15 protein-coding genes are annotated in these 16,393 nt (G+C 53.7%); 12 read left to right on the top strand and 3 right to left on the bottom strand.

Translation table 11 applies throughout. The annotated features are described in order from the left end of the window. The first annotated feature begins 49 nt into the window (after positions 1-49). From ampG to KAJ71_RS05005, 7 genes are all read left to right on the top strand, one after another. On the top strand, positions 50-1,528 hold the full coding sequence (gene ampG / locus KAJ71_RS05035) for a muropeptide MFS transporter AmpG (RefSeq protein ID WP_248944676.1): 1,479 nt from the start codon (positions 50-52) through the stop codon (positions 1,526-1,528). A 445-nt stretch (positions 1,529-1,973) separates the two neighbouring features. Beyond that, on the top strand, positions 1,974-2,927 hold the full coding sequence (gene cyoA / locus KAJ71_RS05030) for a cytochrome o ubiquinol oxidase subunit II (protein ID WP_248944675.1): 954 nt from the start codon (positions 1,974-1,976) through the stop codon (positions 2,925-2,927). A 4-nt stretch (positions 2,928-2,931) separates the two neighbouring features. Then, complete coding sequence (gene cyoB / locus KAJ71_RS05025) at positions 2,932-4,923, top strand: cytochrome o ubiquinol oxidase subunit I (RefSeq protein ID WP_248944673.1); 1,992 nt, start codon at positions 2,932-2,934, stop codon at positions 4,921-4,923. Continuing rightward, on the top strand, positions 4,913-5,527 hold the full coding sequence (locus KAJ71_RS05020; RefSeq protein WP_024483940.1) for a cytochrome o ubiquinol oxidase subunit III: 615 nt from the start codon (positions 4,913-4,915) through the stop codon (positions 5,525-5,527). Before cyoB ends, KAJ71_RS05020 begins: the two co-directional genes overlap by 11 nt. Next, the gene (locus KAJ71_RS05015; protein ID WP_024483939.1) at positions 5,527-5,865 is read left to right on the top strand and encodes a cytochrome o ubiquinol oxidase subunit IV; all 339 of its coding nucleotides are present in this window, start codon (positions 5,527-5,529) and stop codon (positions 5,863-5,865) included. Before KAJ71_RS05020 ends, KAJ71_RS05015 begins: the two co-directional genes overlap by 1 nt. A 17-nt stretch (positions 5,866-5,882) precedes the next feature. Beyond that, positions 5,883-6,773 (top strand): heme o synthase, encoded by an 891-nt coding sequence (gene cyoE, locus KAJ71_RS05010; RefSeq protein ID WP_021180177.1) that lies wholly within the window; start codon positions 5,883-5,885, stop codon positions 6,771-6,773. Between the two features lie 203 nt (positions 6,774-6,976). Further along, a complete protein-coding gene (locus KAJ71_RS05005; protein ID WP_248944672.1) occupies positions 6,977-8,341 on the top strand; it encodes an MFS transporter in 1,365 nt (454 codons plus the stop codon). A 32-nt stretch (positions 8,342-8,373) separates the two neighbouring features. Here KAJ71_RS05005 and KAJ71_RS05000 read toward each other — a convergent pair whose 3' ends face one another. Beyond that, the gene (locus KAJ71_RS05000) at positions 8,374-8,865 is read right to left on the bottom strand and encodes a YajQ family cyclic di-GMP-binding protein (RefSeq protein WP_248944671.1); all 492 of its coding nucleotides are present in this window, start codon (positions 8,863-8,865) and stop codon (positions 8,374-8,376) included. 169 nt (positions 8,866-9,034) lie between these two features. On the opposite strand from KAJ71_RS05000, the gene panE reads away from it, so the two are divergent. Both panE and yajL read left to right on the top strand, forming a co-directional pair. Beyond that, entirely contained in the window at positions 9,035-9,946 is a 912-nt protein-coding gene (gene panE, locus KAJ71_RS04995; protein WP_248944670.1) for a 2-dehydropantoate 2-reductase, read from the top strand. Continuing rightward, entirely contained in the window at positions 9,909-10,499 is a 591-nt protein-coding gene (yajL, locus tag KAJ71_RS04990) for a protein deglycase YajL (protein WP_024483935.1), read from the top strand. The genes panE and yajL overlap by 38 nt, the downstream gene beginning before the upstream one ends. Positions 10,500-10,539: 40 nt before the next feature. Here the strand turns inward: yajL and KAJ71_RS04985 are convergent, their stop codons facing one another. After that, positions 10,540-11,331 carry a DUF4198 domain-containing protein gene (locus KAJ71_RS04985; RefSeq protein WP_248944669.1) on the bottom strand — a complete coding sequence of 264 codons (792 nt, stop codon included), beginning with the start codon at positions 11,329-11,331 and terminating at the stop codon, positions 10,540-10,542. Between the two features lie 174 nt (positions 11,332-11,505). Further along, on the bottom strand, positions 11,506-12,954 hold the full coding sequence (thiI, locus tag KAJ71_RS04980) for a tRNA uracil 4-sulfurtransferase ThiI (protein WP_248944667.1): 1,449 nt from the start codon (positions 12,952-12,954) through the stop codon (positions 11,506-11,508). Positions 12,955-13,238: 284 nt separating this feature from the next. On the opposite strand from thiI, the gene xseB reads away from it, so the two are divergent. The 3 genes from xseB to dxs are packed head-to-tail and all read left to right on the top strand — an operon-like array spanning position 13,239 to position 16,294. Beyond that, positions 13,239-13,502 (top strand): exodeoxyribonuclease VII small subunit, encoded by a 264-nt coding sequence (xseB, locus tag KAJ71_RS04975; RefSeq protein WP_021180184.1) that lies wholly within the window; start codon positions 13,239-13,241, stop codon positions 13,500-13,502. A gap of 5 nt (positions 13,503-13,507) precedes the next feature. Continuing rightward, positions 13,508-14,410, top strand: coding sequence for a (2E,6E)-farnesyl diphosphate synthase (ispA, locus tag KAJ71_RS04970; protein WP_248944666.1), 903 nt, complete (start codon positions 13,508-13,510; stop codon positions 14,408-14,410). 21 nt (positions 14,411-14,431) lie between these two features. After that, positions 14,432-16,294 carry a 1-deoxy-D-xylulose-5-phosphate synthase gene (dxs, locus tag KAJ71_RS04965; RefSeq protein ID WP_248944664.1) on the top strand — a complete coding sequence of 621 codons (1,863 nt, stop codon included), beginning with the start codon at positions 14,432-14,434 and terminating at the stop codon, positions 16,292-16,294. The last annotated feature ends 99 nt before the right edge of the window (positions 16,295-16,393 follow it).

Raw genomic sequence — 16,393 nt, 5'->3', positions numbered from 1 at the left:
TCAATGCCTTGCGCTGCCCGGTTAACCGGGCAGCGCAGATCGGGATCTCATGTCGAAACAATATCTGAATATTTTTACCCAGCGTAATTCCGTCATCTTGTTGATATTGGGCTTTGCCTCGGGGCTGCCGCTGGCATTGACCTCCGGCACGTTGCAAGCCTGGATGACCGTCGAAGGCCTCGATCTGAAAACCATTGGTATCTTCTCGCTGGTGGGCCAGGCCTACGTGTTCAAGTTCCTCTGGTCACCGTTTATGGATCGTTACACGCCTCCGTTCCTTGGGCGTCGGCGTGGCTGGTTGCTGATCAGCCAGTTGCTGCTGGTAGTGGCCATCGTGGCGATGGGGTTCATGAATCCGTCACAGCATCTGTGGTGGCTGGCCGCGCTGGCGGTGGTAGTGGCATTCTGTTCTGCCTCGCAGGATATTGTTTTTGACGCCTACAAAACCGATCTGCTGACGGCCGAAGAGCGCGGTGCCGGAGCAGCAGTGTCGGTACTGGGTTATCGCCTGGCGATGCTGGTCTCCGGCGGGCTGGCCCTGTGGTTGGCCGATCGCTATTTCGGCTGGCAGGCGACTTACTGGTTAATGGCCGGTCTGATGCTGATTGGTGTAGCCGCTACGCTGTTGGCCCCGGAACCGGACGACAGCATCCCTGCGCCACGCACTCTGGAGCTGGCGGTAGTCGCTCCACTGCGTGACTTCTTCGCCCGTAACAATGCCTGGCTGATCCTGTTGCTGATCGTGATGTATAAGATGGGTGACGCTTTTGCCGGGAGTTTGAGCACGACCTTTCTGATCCGCGGGGTCGGCTTCGATGCTGGCGAAGTCGGTCTGGTGAATAAAACGCTCGGTCTGTTTGCCACCATCGTCGGTGCCCTGTTCGGCGGCGTCTTGATGCAGCGTCTCAGCCTGTTCCGGGCGCTGATGCTGTTCGGCATTTTGCAGGCGGTTTCCAACATCGGTTACTGGCTGTTGGCGATCACCGCTAAAAACATCCTCACAATGGGCAGCGCCATTTTCCTGGAAAACCTGTGCGGCGGTATGGGTACCGCGGCCTTTGTCGCTCTGCTGATGACCCTGTGCAACAAATCCTTTTCCGCTACCCAGTTTGCCCTGTTATCTGCCCTCTCCGCCGTTGGTCGTGTTTACGTCGGGCCGATTGCCGGTTGGTTTGTGACCGCCCATGGCTGGCCACTGTTTTACCTATTCTCCATCGCGGCTGCGGTTCCTGGCCTGTTGCTACTGCTAATCTGCCGCCAGACGCTAGAGTACACGCAACGCACCGATAACTTTATGCCACGTACTGAGTTTCGTGCCGCCTATCGCTGGGCATTGCGTCTGTTGGGCGCCGGTTGCTCGCTGCTAGGCATATGGCTACTGCTGCTGATCGCCAACGCGTTGGATTGGACCGACTGGCCAAACCTCGCCGTGCAGCTACTGCAAACCGGTGCCATTCTGAGTTTGGTGGGGATTATCATGGGCAGCCTGTTGGACTACCTGGCGTTGCGCCGAACGCAATTAGCGTGATTTTTTTGTGGGCCGATAAAATTCGGCCAACAAAAAAGCATCAGAAAAACGAATTTATTTCGTTAAAAATTTTATATTTTCGCTAAAGTTATTTTTTTACCTGAGTAAAACGCTCGGAAATAGAAACTAATTCACCTGTGCAAAACAAAATTTTTACATTAAATAAACCTTTTTGCGCCTATTCCAGCATCGTCGCCTCTGACGGAATATCCTGACATAACCTTGATTTTCCATGACATAGCGACCTCCCGGAACGATTCAGCCCGCCAAGACATTGTTGCCATTAGTAAATTGTCACCTAAGGTTACATGTGTGACCCCCTTAACAGAAAGTGTCAACAAGCCGCTGACACTCTCTTAAGTATGTTTACAGTACTGCAACCTTCCCGTAAAATGCCCGCACACATGAAACGACAATATAGAGCCTTGGTAATTGGGGTCGTTAGATGAGACTTAAGAAATACAATAAAAGTATTGGGATGTTATCCTTAATTGTCGCCACCGTTATGTTAAGCGGTTGCGATATGGTGTTGATGGATCCCAAAGGAGCAATAGGTGTTGAGCAACGAAGACTGATCCTCACGGCAATCGGCTTGATGCTGATCGTTGTGGTGCCAGTAATCTTCATGGCATTTGCCTTTGCCTGGAAGTATCGTGCTTCCAACAAGAGCGCCAAGTACAGTCCTAATTGGTCACACTCCAACAAGATTGAAGCGGTCGTCTGGACCATTCCAATCATTATCATCGCCATCCTTGGCACCATAACCTGGAAAACAACCCACGAGCTGGATCCATTCAGGCCGATTGTCGCCGACAAAAAGCCAATGACCATCGAAGTGGTATCGTTAGACTGGAAATGGCTGTTCATCTACCCAGAGCAGGGTATCGCGACCGTTAATGAGCTGGCTTTCCCGAAAGATGTTCCAGTCGAATTCAAAGTCACCTCTAACTCGGTAATGAACTCGTTCTTTATTCCTCAGTTAGGTGGGCAGATTTATGCGATGGCCGGGATGCAGACCAAACTGCACCTGATCGGCAACGAAGCAGGCAAATACGACGGTATTTCCAGCAGCTTCAGTGGCCGCGGGTTCTCCGGCATGAAATTCACCGCCATTGTCACTCCGACCGAAGGCGACTTCGATCAGTGGGTAGCCAAGGTGAAAGAATCGTCTAATACCCTTAACGCCACCAGCGATTTTAACAAACTGGCAGAGCCGAGTGAAAACAACCCGGTTGAGTACTTCTCCAGTGTCAAACCGAATTTGTTCAAAGAGACTATTGGCAAATTCATGGGTGATATGCACATGCACAAAGGCGCAGAAGCTTCCGCGCACCAAGGCATGGACATGAGCCAGGGTATGGACATGAGTGAACATGCTCACGCCGGAGCCGAGGAATAATCTGATGTTGGGAAAATTAACACTTGATGCGGTTCCGTTGCATGAACCGATCGTCATGGTCACCGTTGCTGCAATTATCGTTGGCGGGCTGGCACTGCTGGCGCTGATCACGTATTTAGGCAAATGGAAGTGGCTGTGGAGCGAATGGCTGACCTCGGTCGACCATAAAAAAATTGGTATCATGTACATCATCGTGGCTATGGTTATGTTGCTGCGTGGTTTTGCTGATGCCATCATGATGCGTAGCCAGCAGGCGCTCGCGTCTGCCGGTGAGGCCGGATTCCTACCGCCGCACCACTACGACCAGATCTTTACCGCGCACGGTGTCATCATGATCTTCTTCATGGCGATGCCTTTCGTGGTGGGTCTGATGAACGTGGTGGTTCCGTTGCAAATCGGTGCGCGCGACGTTGCCTTCCCGTTCCTGAACTCCCTGAGCTTCTGGTTCTTCGTGGTTGGTGTGGTATTGATCAACCTCTCGCTGGGTGTCGGTGAATTCGCACAGACCGGCTGGTTGGCCTATCCGCCGTTGTCAGGTAAGGAATACAGCCCTAGCGTCGGGGTCGATTACTGGATCTGGAGTCTACAGATTTCCGGTCTGGGTACCCTGTTGACCGGTGTTAACTTCTTCGCCACCATCCTGAAGATGCGTGCCCCTGGCATGCCGATGATGAAGATGCCAGTATTCACCTGGGCAGCACTGTGTACCAACGTGCTGATCATCGTCTCCTTCCCAATTCTGACCGTCACCGTCGCGTTGCTGACCCTGGATCGCTATCTGGGCACCCATTTCTTTACCAATGATATGGGCGGCAACATGATGATGTACATCAACCTGATTTGGGCCTGGGGTCACCCAGAGGTGTATATCCTGGTTCTGCCAGTGTTCGGTGTGTTCTCTGAAGTCACCGCCACCTTCTCGAAGAAACGTCTGTTCGGCTATACCTCACTGGTATGGGCAACCATCGCGATCACCGTTCTGTCGTTTATCGTTTGGCTGCACCACTTCTTTACCATGGGGTCAGGCGCCAACGTTAACGCCTTCTTCGGGATTGCCACGATGATCATTTCCATCCCGACCGGGGTGAAGATCTTCAACTGGCTGTTCACCATGTATCAAGGCCGTATTCAGCTTAACTCCGCGATGCTGTGGACCGTGGGCTTCATCATCACCTTCTCCATCGGTGGGATGACCGGCGTGCTGCTGGCGGTACCGGGTGCCAACTTCGTGCTGCACAACAGCCTGTTCCTGATTGCCCACTTCCATAACGTGATTATCGGTGGTGTGGTGTTCGGTTGCTTCGCTGGCCTGACCTATTGGTTCCCTAAATCCTTCGGCTTCCGTCTGAATGAAACCTGGGGTATCCGCGCATTCTGGTTCTGGATCATCGGTTTCTTCGTCGCCTTTATGCCGCTGTACGCACTGGGCTTTATGGGGATGACCCGCCGTATCAGCCAGAATATCAATCCTGAGTTCCACCCTCTGCTGCTGGTTGCGGCTGGCGGTGCAGCGCTGATTGCCTGCGGTATCCTGTGCCAGGTGATTCAGGTTTACGTCAGTATCCGCGACCGCGAGCAGAACCGCGATCTGACCGGTGACCCGTGGGGTGCACGTACGCTGGAATGGTCAACGTCTTCACCACCTCCGTTCTATAACTTCGCCGTAGTGCCAGAAATTCACGATCGTGATGCATTCTGGGACATGAAAGAAAAAGGTGAAGCTTATAAGAAACCCGCGAAGTACGAGCCGATTCATATGCCGAAGAATACCGGCGCCGGCGTGATTATTGCTGGCTTCAGCCTGGTATTTGGTTTCGCGATGATCTGGGATATCTGGTGGATGGCGATTGCTAGCTTCGTCGGCATGATCGTAACCTGGATCGTCAAGAGCTTCGATGAAGATGTTGATTACTATGTGCAGGTTGATGAGATCGAGCGCATTGAAAACCAACACTATGAACAAATCAGCAAAGCAGGCGTGAAACATGTCAACTGATACTCTGACCAACCATAGCGCAGCCCATGCCGAGCATGGGCACCACGACGCAGGAGAAACCAAGGTCTTCGGATTCTGGGTTTACCTGATGAGCGACTGTATTTTGTTTGCGAGCTTGTTCGCAACCTATGCAGTACTGGTGAACGGGACCGCTGGCGGTCCCACTGGGAAAGATATCTTCGACCTGAATTTTGTACTGGTTGAAACTTTCCTCCTGCTGTTCAGCTCCATCACCTACGGTATGGCGATGATCGGCATGAACAAAGGTAAGGTAAGCAGCGTTAACACCTGGCTGTTCCTGACCTTCCTGTTTGGCGTCGGCTTCGTGGCGATGGAGATCTATGAATTCCATCATCTGATCGCCGAAGGTTACGGCCCAGACCGCAGTGCGTTCCTCTCCAGCTTCTTTGCGCTGGTAGGTACTCACGGTCTGCACGTAACCACCGGTCTGATCTGGATCATCATCATGATGATCCAGGTGAGCAAGCGTGGCCTGAACCCAACCAATAAAACCCGTCTGATGTGTCTGAGCCTGTTCTGGCACTTCCTGGACGTGGTCTGGATCTGCGTATTTACCGTTGTCTACCTGCTGGGGGTAATGTAATGAGCCATTCATCCCATGATACCTCTCACGGCGGCGCAAGCCACGGTAGCGTGAAGTCATATCTGACCGGCTTTATCCTGTCGGTCATCCTGACGGTGATCCCATTTGCGATGGTGATGAGCGGCAGCGCCTCTCACTCTACCATCCTGGCGGTCGTGGTCGGCATGGCAGTTATCCAGGTGATCGTTCACCTGGTTTACTTCCTGCATATGAACACCTCATCGGAAGAGCGCTGGAACCTGGTGGCATTGCTGTTCACCGCTATGATCATCGGTATCGTTGTTGTGGGTTCACTCTGGATTATGTACAACCTCAACATCAACATGATGGTCGATTAAGAGCAGAGCTGGACGTGATGATTAAGCAATACCTGCAAGTAACTAAACCAGGAATTATTTTCGGTAATTTAATTTCTGTCGTCGGGGGATTCCTGCTCGCTTCCAAAGGGAGCATCGACTATCCCCTGTTTCTCGCCACCCTGTTAGGGGTCTCGTTGGTGGTTGCCTCGGGCTGTGTATTTAACAACTACATTGACCGCGACATCGACAAGAAAATGGAGAGAACGAAGAACCGGGTGCTGGTAAAAGGCCTGATCGCGCCGAGTGTGAGCCTGGTTTACGCTACCTTGCTGGGTATTGCTGGTTTTGCACTGCTGTATATCGCGGCCAACCCGCTGGCCATGTGGTTGGCGGTGATGGGCTTCGTGGTTTATGTCGGCGTTTACAGCCTGTACATGAAACGCCACTCGGTATATGGCACGCTGATCGGCAGCCTGTCTGGGGCCGCACCGCCGGTGATTGGCTACTGCGCGGTTACCAACGAGTTTGATGCTGGTGCCTTGATCCTGCTGGCCATCTTCAGCCTGTGGCAGATGCCGCATTCCTATGCGATTGCCATCTTCCGCTTTAAAGATTACCAGGCAGCCAATATCCCGGTACTGCCGGTGGTGAAAGGCATATCCGTTGCCAAAAACCACATCACGCTCTACATCCTGGCGTTTATGATCGCCACGCTGATGCTGACCCTGGGCGGTTATGCTGGCTACAAATACCTGATCGTCGCAGCGGCGGTGAGCGTGTGGTGGCTAGGCATGGCGTTACGCGGTTACAAAGCGGAAAATGACAGCGTCTGGGCGCGCAAACTGTTTGTGTTCTCAATCGTGGCCATTACTTCACTTAGCGTAATGATGTCGATCGATTTCAGTGCCAGTGCTACACCAGAAACCCTGTTAACCTACGCTTGGTAAACAGCGGTTGTCTGCGAATGGGCCGCTTAGCGGCCCATTTTATTTGTTTCAGAGAAAAGCATGCCGACTGTAATATCTGTTAAACAACATTCGATTTACCCCCCCTGCCCTACGCACTAAAATGACGCAACTTTGCCGAGGCTATTCCAACAGGCTAAGTCCTCCCTACTTAACCCGTTGGAATAAGCTCTACTGAGGTCAAGATGAACGACAATGTAATGACGCCCCGAGAACGCCGTGCGACCTGGGGCTTGGGAACCGTATTCTCTCTGCGCATGCTTGGCATGTTTATGGTGTTACCGGTACTGACCACCTATGGGATGGCGCTGCACGGTGCCAGTGAGGCGCTGATTGGCCTGGCTATCGGTATTTATGGCCTGGCGCAGGCGGTATTTCAGATCCCCTTCGGCCTGATTTCCGACCGCGTTGGCCGTAAACCACTGATCGTCGGCGGGCTGTTGATCTTCGCCCTTGGCAGCGTTATCGCGGCCTTAAGCGACTCCATTTGGGGCATCATTCTTGGCCGTGCATTGCAGGGTTCCGGGGCGATAGCCGCTGCGGTGATGGCGCTGTTGTCGGATTTAACCCGCGAACAGAACCGTACCAAGGCGATGGCGTTTATTGGCATCAGCTTCGGTATCACCTTTGCTATCGCCATGGTGGTGGGCCCGATAGTGACCCATGCTTTCGGTTTGCATGCGCTGTTCTGGATGATTGCCGTGCTGTCACTAGCCGGTATCGTGATTACCTTGCTGGTCGTCCCTTCTGCCGACGAACACGTGCTAAACCGGGAATCGAGCATCGTGCGGGGCAGTTTTAGCAAGGTACTGAACAATTCGCGGCTGTTGAAACTCAATTTTGGCATCCTGTGCCTGCATATCCTGCTGATGTCCAGCTTCGTCGCCCTGCCGTTGGCGATGGAAAAAGCCGGGCTGGCCGCTGCAGACCACTGGAAAGTCTATCTGGTCACCATGCTGGTTTCCTTCATTGCCGTCGTGCCATTTATCATCTATGCGGAAAAATACCGCCGTATGAAGCAGGTCTTTATGGGCTGCGTAGCGGTACTGTTTTTCGCCGAGATAGTGCTGTGGTTTTCTGGCCAGCATCTATGGGGCATCATTGCCGGAGTGCAGCTGTTCTTTATGGCGTTTAACGTCATGGAGGCCATTCTGCCTTCTCTGATCAGCAAAGAGTCTCCTGCGGGCTATAAAGGCACGGCGATGGGGGTTTACTCCACCAGCCAGTTTATTGGCGTGGCCATCGGCGGCAGCGTGGGCGGCTGGTTATATGGTTTTCAGGGAGCAGGGTTGGTGTTTATCGCCGGTGCGGTACTTGCCGCCGTCTGGTTTGTGGTCAGCAGCAGCATGAAAGAGCCGCCTTACGTCAGTAGCCTGCGTATCACGTTGTCTGAACTGGCGGTAAAAGATTCGGCGTTGCAAAGCCGTTTGCTGGCTCAGCCGGGCGTAGCGGAGGCGGTTGTGGTTCCCGAGGAGCGCAGCGCTTACGTGAAGGTAGATACCAAACAGACCAATCGCGGTCAGTTGGAAGCCCTGATAGCAGCGCTGTAAAACAACAGGGCCGGTAAACCGGCCCTGACTGCTTAATCGCGGAAGTTTTTGAACTGGAACGGCTGCCCCAGATCGGCACCACGGATCAGCGCCATCACGCTTTGCAGATCGTCGCGTGCCTTACCGGTAACGCGGATTTCATCACCCTGGATCTGTGCCTGTACCTTCAGCTTACTGTCTTTGATCAGCTTGACGATCTTCTTCGCCACTGAGCTTTCAATCCCCTGCTTGAGCTTGGCATCCACACTGTAGGTTTTGCCACTGTGGGTCAGCTCTTCCGGGATCTCCAACGCGCCGCCTTCAATGCTGCGTTTCATCAGTTTTTCACGCAGGATATCCAGCAGTTGCTGCACCTGGAAGTCAGACTCGCTGGCGACCTTAATGCTTTCGTCTTTCTCGTTCAGCTCAAAGCTGGCCGGTACGTTACGGAAATCCCAACGTGTGCTGAGATCGCGGGTAGCGTTATCAACGGCGTTGCGAACTTCCTGCATATCAATTTCGGAAACGATGTCGAAAGATGGCATACTTCTCTTCCTCCTGAATGGGTGCTCTATGATTTCGTTGCCGTGCATGATACCCGCTTTGCGGTTGCAGGCAAAATTCAGATATGCACTTGAACAAGGCGTTCAACAACAGAAAAGCCTATAATCAAAAGGATGCATCAGTGGTCTTTCCGAAAACCAGGGAGATGAAATGAAAATAACCATTCTTGGTTGCGGTGCGCTCGGACAACTGTGGCTGGCCAAACTCTATCAGCAGGGCCACGATGTACAGGGATGGTTACGGGTGCCCCAACCCTTTTGTGCGGTCAACGTCATTGAACCCGATGGCACATCGTTTAACCGAAATTTGCCCACCAACGATCCCGAACACCTGCGGCAAAGTGAGTTGCTGCTGGTCACGCTGAAAGCCTGGCAGGTTTCCAGTGCGGTGACGGCATTGCTGCCAAAATTAAACTCTCGCTGTGCCATTTTGCTGCTGCATAACGGCATAGGGACTCAAGAGGAGCTGCCACCGCATAGCCAGCCGGTGCTACAGGGCATCACCACCCATGCCGCACGCCATGATGGTAACACCATTGTGCACGTCGCCAACGGCACTACCCATATCGGCCCAACGACCCAGCAAGCGACCCATCTCAGCCATCTGGCAGAAATTCTGCATCAGGCCCTGCCAGACGTTGCCTGGCATAACAATATTGCTTCGACCAGTTGGCGCAAGCTGGCGGTCAACTGCGTCATCAACCCGCTAACCGTACTGTATGACTGCCGTAATGGCGATCTGCAACGCTACCCTGAGCAGATAGAGCTTATCTGCCGTGAAGTGGCTAGCGTGATGGAGATGGAAGGTCACCACACCTCGTGCGAAAGCCTGGTGTTCTATGTGATGCAGGTGATCCAGTCAACGGCGGACAACACCTCCTCGATGCTGCAGGATATCCGTTCTCAGCGGCACACCGAGATCGACTACATTACCGGTTATTTGCTGCGTCGCGGACGCAATCACGGCATTCCCCTGCCAGAAAATACCCGGCTGTTTGAAATCATTAAACGCAAGGAAAATAGCTATGAGCGCATCGGTATTAGTCTGCCTGGCACCTGGTAGTGAAGAAACCGAAGCCGTAACCACCATCGACCTGCTGGTTCGTGCCGGTGTCAAAGTAACGACCGCCAGCGTTGCCAGTGACGGAGGCCTGACCATCGTCTGCTCACGCGGCGTGAAGCTGCTGGCAGACGCCCCCTTGGTGGCAATTGTTGACGACCACTTTGACGCCATCGTCTTACCTGGCGGTATCAAGGGTGCGGAGTGTTTTCGCGATAGCCCGCTGCTGGTGGAAAAAGTCCGCCAGATGCATCTGCAAGGCAATATTGTCGCCGCCATCTGTGCGGCTCCGGCCTTGGTATTGCAGCATCACCAACTGTTCCCGATCGGCAATATGACCGGCTTCCCCGGCCTGAAAGAGCAGATCCCCGAAGGGCAGTGGATGGAACGACGCGTCGTGTTCGACCCACGCGTCAATCTGCTCACCAGTCAAGGGCCAGGCACCTCGATGGAGTTTGCCCTTAAACTGATCGATTTGCTGTTGGGTAAGGCCAAGGCGGCTGAAATAGCGGCACAGCTGGTACTGATCCCTGGCATGTACGACTTCCGCGATTGAAGCAATATCGGCAGGCCGGTTGGCCTGCCAAGCCAATGGCTTATTCGCTGATGGTAAAGGTCAGCGTTGAAAGCAACACGGATTCATCACATTTCGCCTTATCCACATAAGGCAGTTTATGTTCGGTTTCGACTACCCAATATCCCGCCTTCAGCGGGTAAACATTGACTTTGCCCTTGCCGTCGGTCTGATTCAAAAAGGCTTTGGCATGACTATGAGTATGCCCGTGGTGCTCATGTTGGTCGCCAAAACCGGCAAACGTCGCCGTCACATCGGCATTCTTTAGCGGTTTCCCGTCATACAGTACCTGTATTGGCAACGGCTGCCCTGGCTTTATGGTCACCGGGTTGGCTAACGGGATAATTTCCAACTGCAACCCCTGCGGCTGGCTGATGACTGCGGTCTCTGTCGCACCATCGATATTCACAATGGTTTTGCCAAACATGGAAGCCCGCTCGCAGTACAGCGCGTCTGGCATTTCCGTCCTGCTCTGCTGTTGCCATCCCGCTTTATTTTTCGACCAATAGGTGGGTTTATAGATAGCGATAGCGGCATAGCTACCCTTGGCTAACGGTTTTTCCGTCACGAACTGGTAATTCTCTTTACCAGGCTTCAGCATCAGATCCCCATTCTTCCCGATCAGCTGTGCCGGTGCGAAAATGTGCAGGCGATCTTCCGGGATCGCTTCTGCGGTAGGGAATTCATCTCCATAGCCAAGCTCTATCGTGCTCTGTCCGCCCGTAGCGGGTAGTGCATTGACCCACAAAGAATGCGCCTGTGAATGGCTGATAAACCAAAAAGGCAGTATTGCCACCAACTTTTTTAACCGCATTAACCTGCTCCTTTCCCAATAAAAAGATACGTTATAACATAACAACAAATAAACCAAAGTAAGCCGCTATGTCAAAGTTATTCGATGGGAAAGGGTAAAAAAAGAGGAGCAAACATGAGGGAGGGATAAGGGTAGCAACACCAAAGAAACGGCATTGCTACCCTGCAACGCAGATTACGGGCGGTAGACTTTAACGTTAGCGTAGCCCTGCTCCAGCAGGTATAGCGCTTGCAAACGGCTCATCACGCCACGGTCACAGTACAGCAGATAGGTTTTGCTCTGATCGAGATCGGCAAACTGCGTGCCTAACTTGTAGAACGGCAGCAGTTTGACTTCAACCTGCGCCAGTTGCAGCGGCTTCTCTTCCTGCTCGTCCACCGAACGGATATCCAGGATCACTTCGTCAGCACTGAATTCAGCCACGGTTTCTACTTCGGCGACCTGCTGACTGGCTTCTTCTGCGATAGTGCGGATATCGACGTTACGTGCTTCGCGCACCACGCGATCAAGGATTTCGAAGTCAAAGTGCCCTTCTTCCTCTTCAATCCTGGTTTTGATTGCCTTGACCGTCGGGCTTTTTGAGATCACACCACAATACTCCGGCATGGTCTTGGCGAAGTCTTCGGTGCCGATTTCACGCGCCACGTTGATGATGTGCTCTTTATCATGCGAGATCAGCGGGCGCAGGATCAGGGTATCGGAGGCGTTATCGATCAGACGCAGGTTGGTCAGGGTCTGGCTGGAAACCTGGCCCAGCGCTTCGCCAGTCACCAAAGCCTGGACGCCATAACGTTCAGCAACCTGGGAAGCGGCACGCACCATCATGCGTTTGAGCACCACGCCCATCTGGCCGTCATCGACCTTTTCCAGGATCTCACCGACCACCGGTTCGAAATCGATCGCCACAAAGCGCACCTTGTGCGAGCTGCCGAAGCGGTTCCACAGATAGTAAGCAACCTGCTTGACGCCAATTTCGTGCGCCGCGCCACCCAGATTAAAGAAGCAATAATGTACGCGGCAGCCACGGCGCATCAGCATATAGCTGGAAACACCAGAGTCAAAACCGCCGGAAATCAGTGACAGCACATCTTCCTGGGTGCCGATCGGGTAGCCGCCAATGCCTTCGCGGCGCGCCTTGACCAGCATCAGCTTGTCGTCATCGATCTCCAGGTTCACCGTGACCTGAGGGCGAGAAAGTTTGACGCGTGCGCTTTCAATATGCTGGTTCAAACCGCCACCAACGTAACGCTCAACATCCTGCGAACTGAACTCATGCTTGCCACGGCGTTTCACCCGTACGCAGAAGGTCTTGCCTTCCAGTTGCTCGCGGTAGGTTTCCAGCGTCTGCTCAAAGATGTGGTGGACATCGGTATAGGCGCGATCTTCCACTTCCAGGATATGGTGAATGCCGGGAATACGCGTCAGGGCATCGGCAATCGCCGGGCGCTGATCTTCGTTTTTGGCACGCACCTCGATAAAATCCCAGTGACGGACAACCGCCAGAGTTTCATCATACTGCTTCAGGACGTTACGGATGTTGGTAGTCAGGATCTTAATGAAGCGCAAGCGCACAGATTGACTCTTGATGGTGATTTCCGGGAACAATTTAATGATAAACTTCATGGCGGTCTTTATAGTCTGATGAAAATTAGGCAATACCTCTGCCCTATGGGTTTCAGCGGCGGCGGTTAGCTGCCACTGCAAGGCTATTAGGTATACAATGGCGATAAGATTGATAAAATCGCGGGCTGGCCGAGCTTTTATCAATCTTATCTGGGCGCGAAGTATATCACTATCTGCACACGCGCCGTGCACAAAACCACATTGACGTGCCATGATTTACTAATCAAGATCCGCTAGGATAGGCTCGGGCCCCACTGTTCACATGATGATGTAAAAAGAAAACTATGGCGAAAAAACCTGCACAATCAGACAGTAAAGAGCAAAGCATCAGCTTTGAGAATTCTCTTAGCGAACTTGAGAGTATCGTAACCCGTCTGGAATCCGGCGAGTTGCCGCTGGAAGATGCGCTCAATGAGTTTGAACGAGGCGTCCAATTGGCTCGCCAAGGCCAACAAAAACTGCAACAGGCGGAGCAGCGCGTACAGATCCTGCTTAACGACCATAACGACGATGCTGCACTGACCCCTTTTACCCCGGACGCTGAGTAATTACGATGTCTGAGTTCCACGATCAGTTACAGGCCTTCCATCAGCGCAGCGATCGCGCACTGCTTGGGTTTATCGCTCCGCTGCCGTTCAATGATGGCAAAATGGTTGAGGCGATGCGTCACGGTGCCTTACTGGGCGGTAAACGGCTACGGCCTTTCCTGGTTTATGCCACCGGACAAATGTTTGGCCTGAGCCTGGAGAATCTGGATGCCCCAGCGGCGGCGGTGGAGTGCATCCATGCCTATTCGCTGATCCATGACGATCTGCCAGCGATGGATGACGACGATCTGCGCCGCGGCCAGCCAACCTGCCATATAAAATTTGGGGAAGCTAACGCCATTCTGGCGGGCGATGCCCTGCAAACGCTGGCTTTCTCGATCCTGGCAGACGCCGACATGCCCGATGTGGCACTGTGCGATCGGCTGGCGATGATTTCCGAACTGGCCAAAGCCAGCGGCGTTGCCGGTATGTGCGGCGGCCAATCGCTGGATCTGGAAGCCGAAGCTAAGCAGATCGATCTACAAGCACTAGAACAGATCCACCGCCATAAAACCGGCGCGCTGATCCGTGCTGCGGTTCGCCTGGGTGCATTGGCCGCAGGTGAACCGGGCCGTACTGCACTCCCTGAACTTGACCGTTACGCGGCTGCCATCGGCCTGGCGTTTCAGGTGCAGGACGATATTCTTGACGTCGTGGGCGAAACCGAAAAAATCGGTAAACGCCAGGGCTCCGACCAACAGCTTGGCAAGAGTACCTATCCGGCCCTACTTGGGCTTGACAGCGCCAAGTTAAAAGCGTGGGATCTCTATCAGGAAGCCTTGGCCGCATTAGACTCGTTGGCCACACAATCTTATAACACCGCACCATTACGTGCATTGGCCAACTTCATTATTGAACGCGACAATTAACTTCTCTGATATGAGTACTGAATGAGTCTTGATATAGCCAAATACCCGACCTTGGCCTTAGCGGAAAATCCTGAAGAGCTCCGCTCGTTGCCAAAAGAAAGCCTGCCGAAGTTGTGTGATGAACTGCGGCAATACCTGCTGGACAGCGTCAGCCGTTCCAGTGGTCACTTTGCATCTGGGCTGGGTACCGTCGAGCTGACGGTGGCACTGCATTACGTCTACAACACCCCTTTCGATCACCTGGTTTGGGACGTTGGCCATCAGGCTTACCCACACAAGATCCTGACCGGACGGCGTGACCGCATCTCAACCATCCGCCAGAAAAACGGCCTGCACCCGTTCCCGTGGCGTGCCGAAAGTGAATATGACGTGTTGTCCGTTGGCCACTCTTCAACCTCGATCAGCGCGGGTCTTGGTATGGCTGTGGCAGCCGCACGTGAGGGTAAAAACCGCCGCACCGTCTGCGTGATTGGTGACGGTGCCATCACCGCAGGCATGGCGTTCGAAGCCATGAACCATGCGGGTGATATCACCCCGGATATGCTGGTCGTGCTAAACGACAACGAAATGTCGATCTCCGAAAACGTCGGAGCGTTGAATAATCATCTGGCGCAACTGCTGTCTGGCAAACTCTACTCCACGCTGCGCGAAGGCGGCAAGAAGGTGCTCTCCGGCGTACCGCCGATCAAAGAACTACTCAAGCGTACCGAAGAACACCTCAAAGGCATGGTAGTCCCCGGCACGCTGTTTGAAGAGCTGGGCTTTAACTACATTGGCCCGGTAGACGGGCACGACGTGCAGGGATTGGCCGCTACGCTAAAAAACATGCGTGACCTGAAAGGCCCACAGTTACTGCATATCATGACCAAGAAAGGCCGTGGTTATGCCCCGGCAGAAAAGGATCCGATCAGCTTCCACGCGGTGCCAAAATTCGATCCGGCCAGCGGTACCCTGCCAAAAAGCGCTGGCGGCCTGCCAACCTATTCCAAGATCTTTGGTGAATGGCTGTGTGAAACGGCGGCCAAAGACAGTCAACTGATGGCGATCACGCCAGCCATGCGCGAAGGTTCCGGCATGGTGCAGTTCTCACGCGACTATCCGCAGCAATATTTCGACGTGGCGATCGCCGAGCAGCATGCGGTGACTTTCGCCGCCGGGTTGGCGATCGGCGGTTACAAGCCGGTGGTGGCGATCTACTCCACCTTCCTGCAACGCGCCTACGATCAGGTGATCCACGACGTAGCGATCCAGCAGCTGCCGGTGATGTTTGCCATCGATCGCGGCGGGATTGTCGGTGCAGACGGCCAGACCCACCAGGGCGCATTTGATATTTCGTTCCTGCGCTGTATCCCGAACATGGTGATCATGACGCCGAGCGACGAAAACGAATGCCGCCAGATGCTGTTCACCGGTTATCACCATAACGCAGGCCCAAGTGCGGTACGCTACCCACGGGGCAACGGTACGGGAGCAACGCTGGAACCTCTGGCCGCACTACCGCTCGGTAAGGGCATAGTGCGTCGCGAAGGGGAAAAGATTGCCATCCTCAACTTTGGTACCCTGTTGGCGGAAGCCGCTCAGGTCGCCGAAGCGATGAACGCTACGCTGGTGGACATGCGCTTTGTCAAACCACTGGACGAGCAGCTGGTGCTGGAAATGGCCGCCAGCCACGACGTGTTGGTGACGCTGGAAGAAAACGCCATTATAGGCGGCGCTGGCAGCGGGGTTAACGAACTACTGATGGCCAAACGCCGTGTAGTGCCCGTACTGAATATTGGCCTGCCGGATTACTTTATCCCACAGGGCGGCCAGGAAGAGATCCGCAGCGATCTGGGCCTGGATGCAGCCGGTATTCAACGCCAGCTCGAAACCTGGTTGGCGTAAGGTTTGCTTGCGGCACCGCTACGATGCCCGTAAACAATCAGAACTACATCGCCTTTAAAAACGCAAAAAACCCGACTGGTGAGGTCGGGTTTTTTGCTT

It is taken from the genome of Serratia silvae (genome assembly GCF_023282985.1).
Taxonomy (GTDB): Bacteria; Pseudomonadota; Gammaproteobacteria; order Enterobacterales; family Enterobacteriaceae; genus Chania; species Chania silvae.
The sequence above is the reverse complement of the archived record's forward strand: the minus strand, read 5'-3'. Positions and strand labels throughout refer to the sequence as shown.

Bases quoted from the DNA above. Each gene is read 5' to 3' on its own strand.
- xseB (WP_021180184.1), top strand. From the start codon at position 13,239: ATGGCGAAAAAACCTGCACAATCAGACAGTAAAGAGCAAAGCATCAGC.
- KAJ71_RS05015 (WP_024483939.1), top strand. From the start codon at position 5,527: ATGAGCCATTCATCCCATGATACCTCTCACGGCGGCGCAAGCCACGGT.
- panE (WP_248944670.1), top strand. From the start codon at position 9,035: ATGAAAATAACCATTCTTGGTTGCGGTGCGCTCGGACAACTGTGGCTG.
- dxs (WP_248944664.1), top strand. From the start codon at position 14,432: ATGAGTCTTGATATAGCCAAATACCCGACCTTGGCCTTAGCGGAAAAT.
- ispA (WP_248944666.1), top strand. From the start codon at position 13,508: ATGTCTGAGTTCCACGATCAGTTACAGGCCTTCCATCAGCGCAGCGAT.
- ampG (WP_248944676.1), top strand. From the start codon at position 50: ATGTCGAAACAATATCTGAATATTTTTACCCAGCGTAATTCCGTCATC.
- KAJ71_RS05020 (WP_024483940.1), top strand. From the start codon at position 4,913: ATGTCAACTGATACTCTGACCAACCATAGCGCAGCCCATGCCGAGCAT.
- thiI (WP_248944667.1), bottom strand. From the start codon at position 12,954: ATGAAGTTTATCATTAAATTGTTCCCGGAAATCACCATCAAGAGTCAA.
- KAJ71_RS04985 (WP_248944669.1), bottom strand. From the start codon at position 11,331: ATGCGGTTAAAAAAGTTGGTGGCAATACTGCCTTTTTGGTTTATCAGC.
- cyoB (WP_248944673.1), top strand. From the start codon at position 2,932: ATGTTGGGAAAATTAACACTTGATGCGGTTCCGTTGCATGAACCGATC.
- KAJ71_RS05005 (WP_248944672.1), top strand. From the start codon at position 6,977: ATGAACGACAATGTAATGACGCCCCGAGAACGCCGTGCGACCTGGGGC.
- yajL (WP_024483935.1), top strand. From the start codon at position 9,909: ATGAGCGCATCGGTATTAGTCTGCCTGGCACCTGGTAGTGAAGAAACC.
- cyoA (WP_248944675.1), top strand. From the start codon at position 1,974: ATGAGACTTAAGAAATACAATAAAAGTATTGGGATGTTATCCTTAATT.
- KAJ71_RS05000 (WP_248944671.1), bottom strand. From the start codon at position 8,865: ATGCCATCTTTCGACATCGTTTCCGAAATTGATATGCAGGAAGTTCGC.
- cyoE (WP_021180177.1), top strand. From the start codon at position 5,883: ATGATTAAGCAATACCTGCAAGTAACTAAACCAGGAATTATTTTCGGT.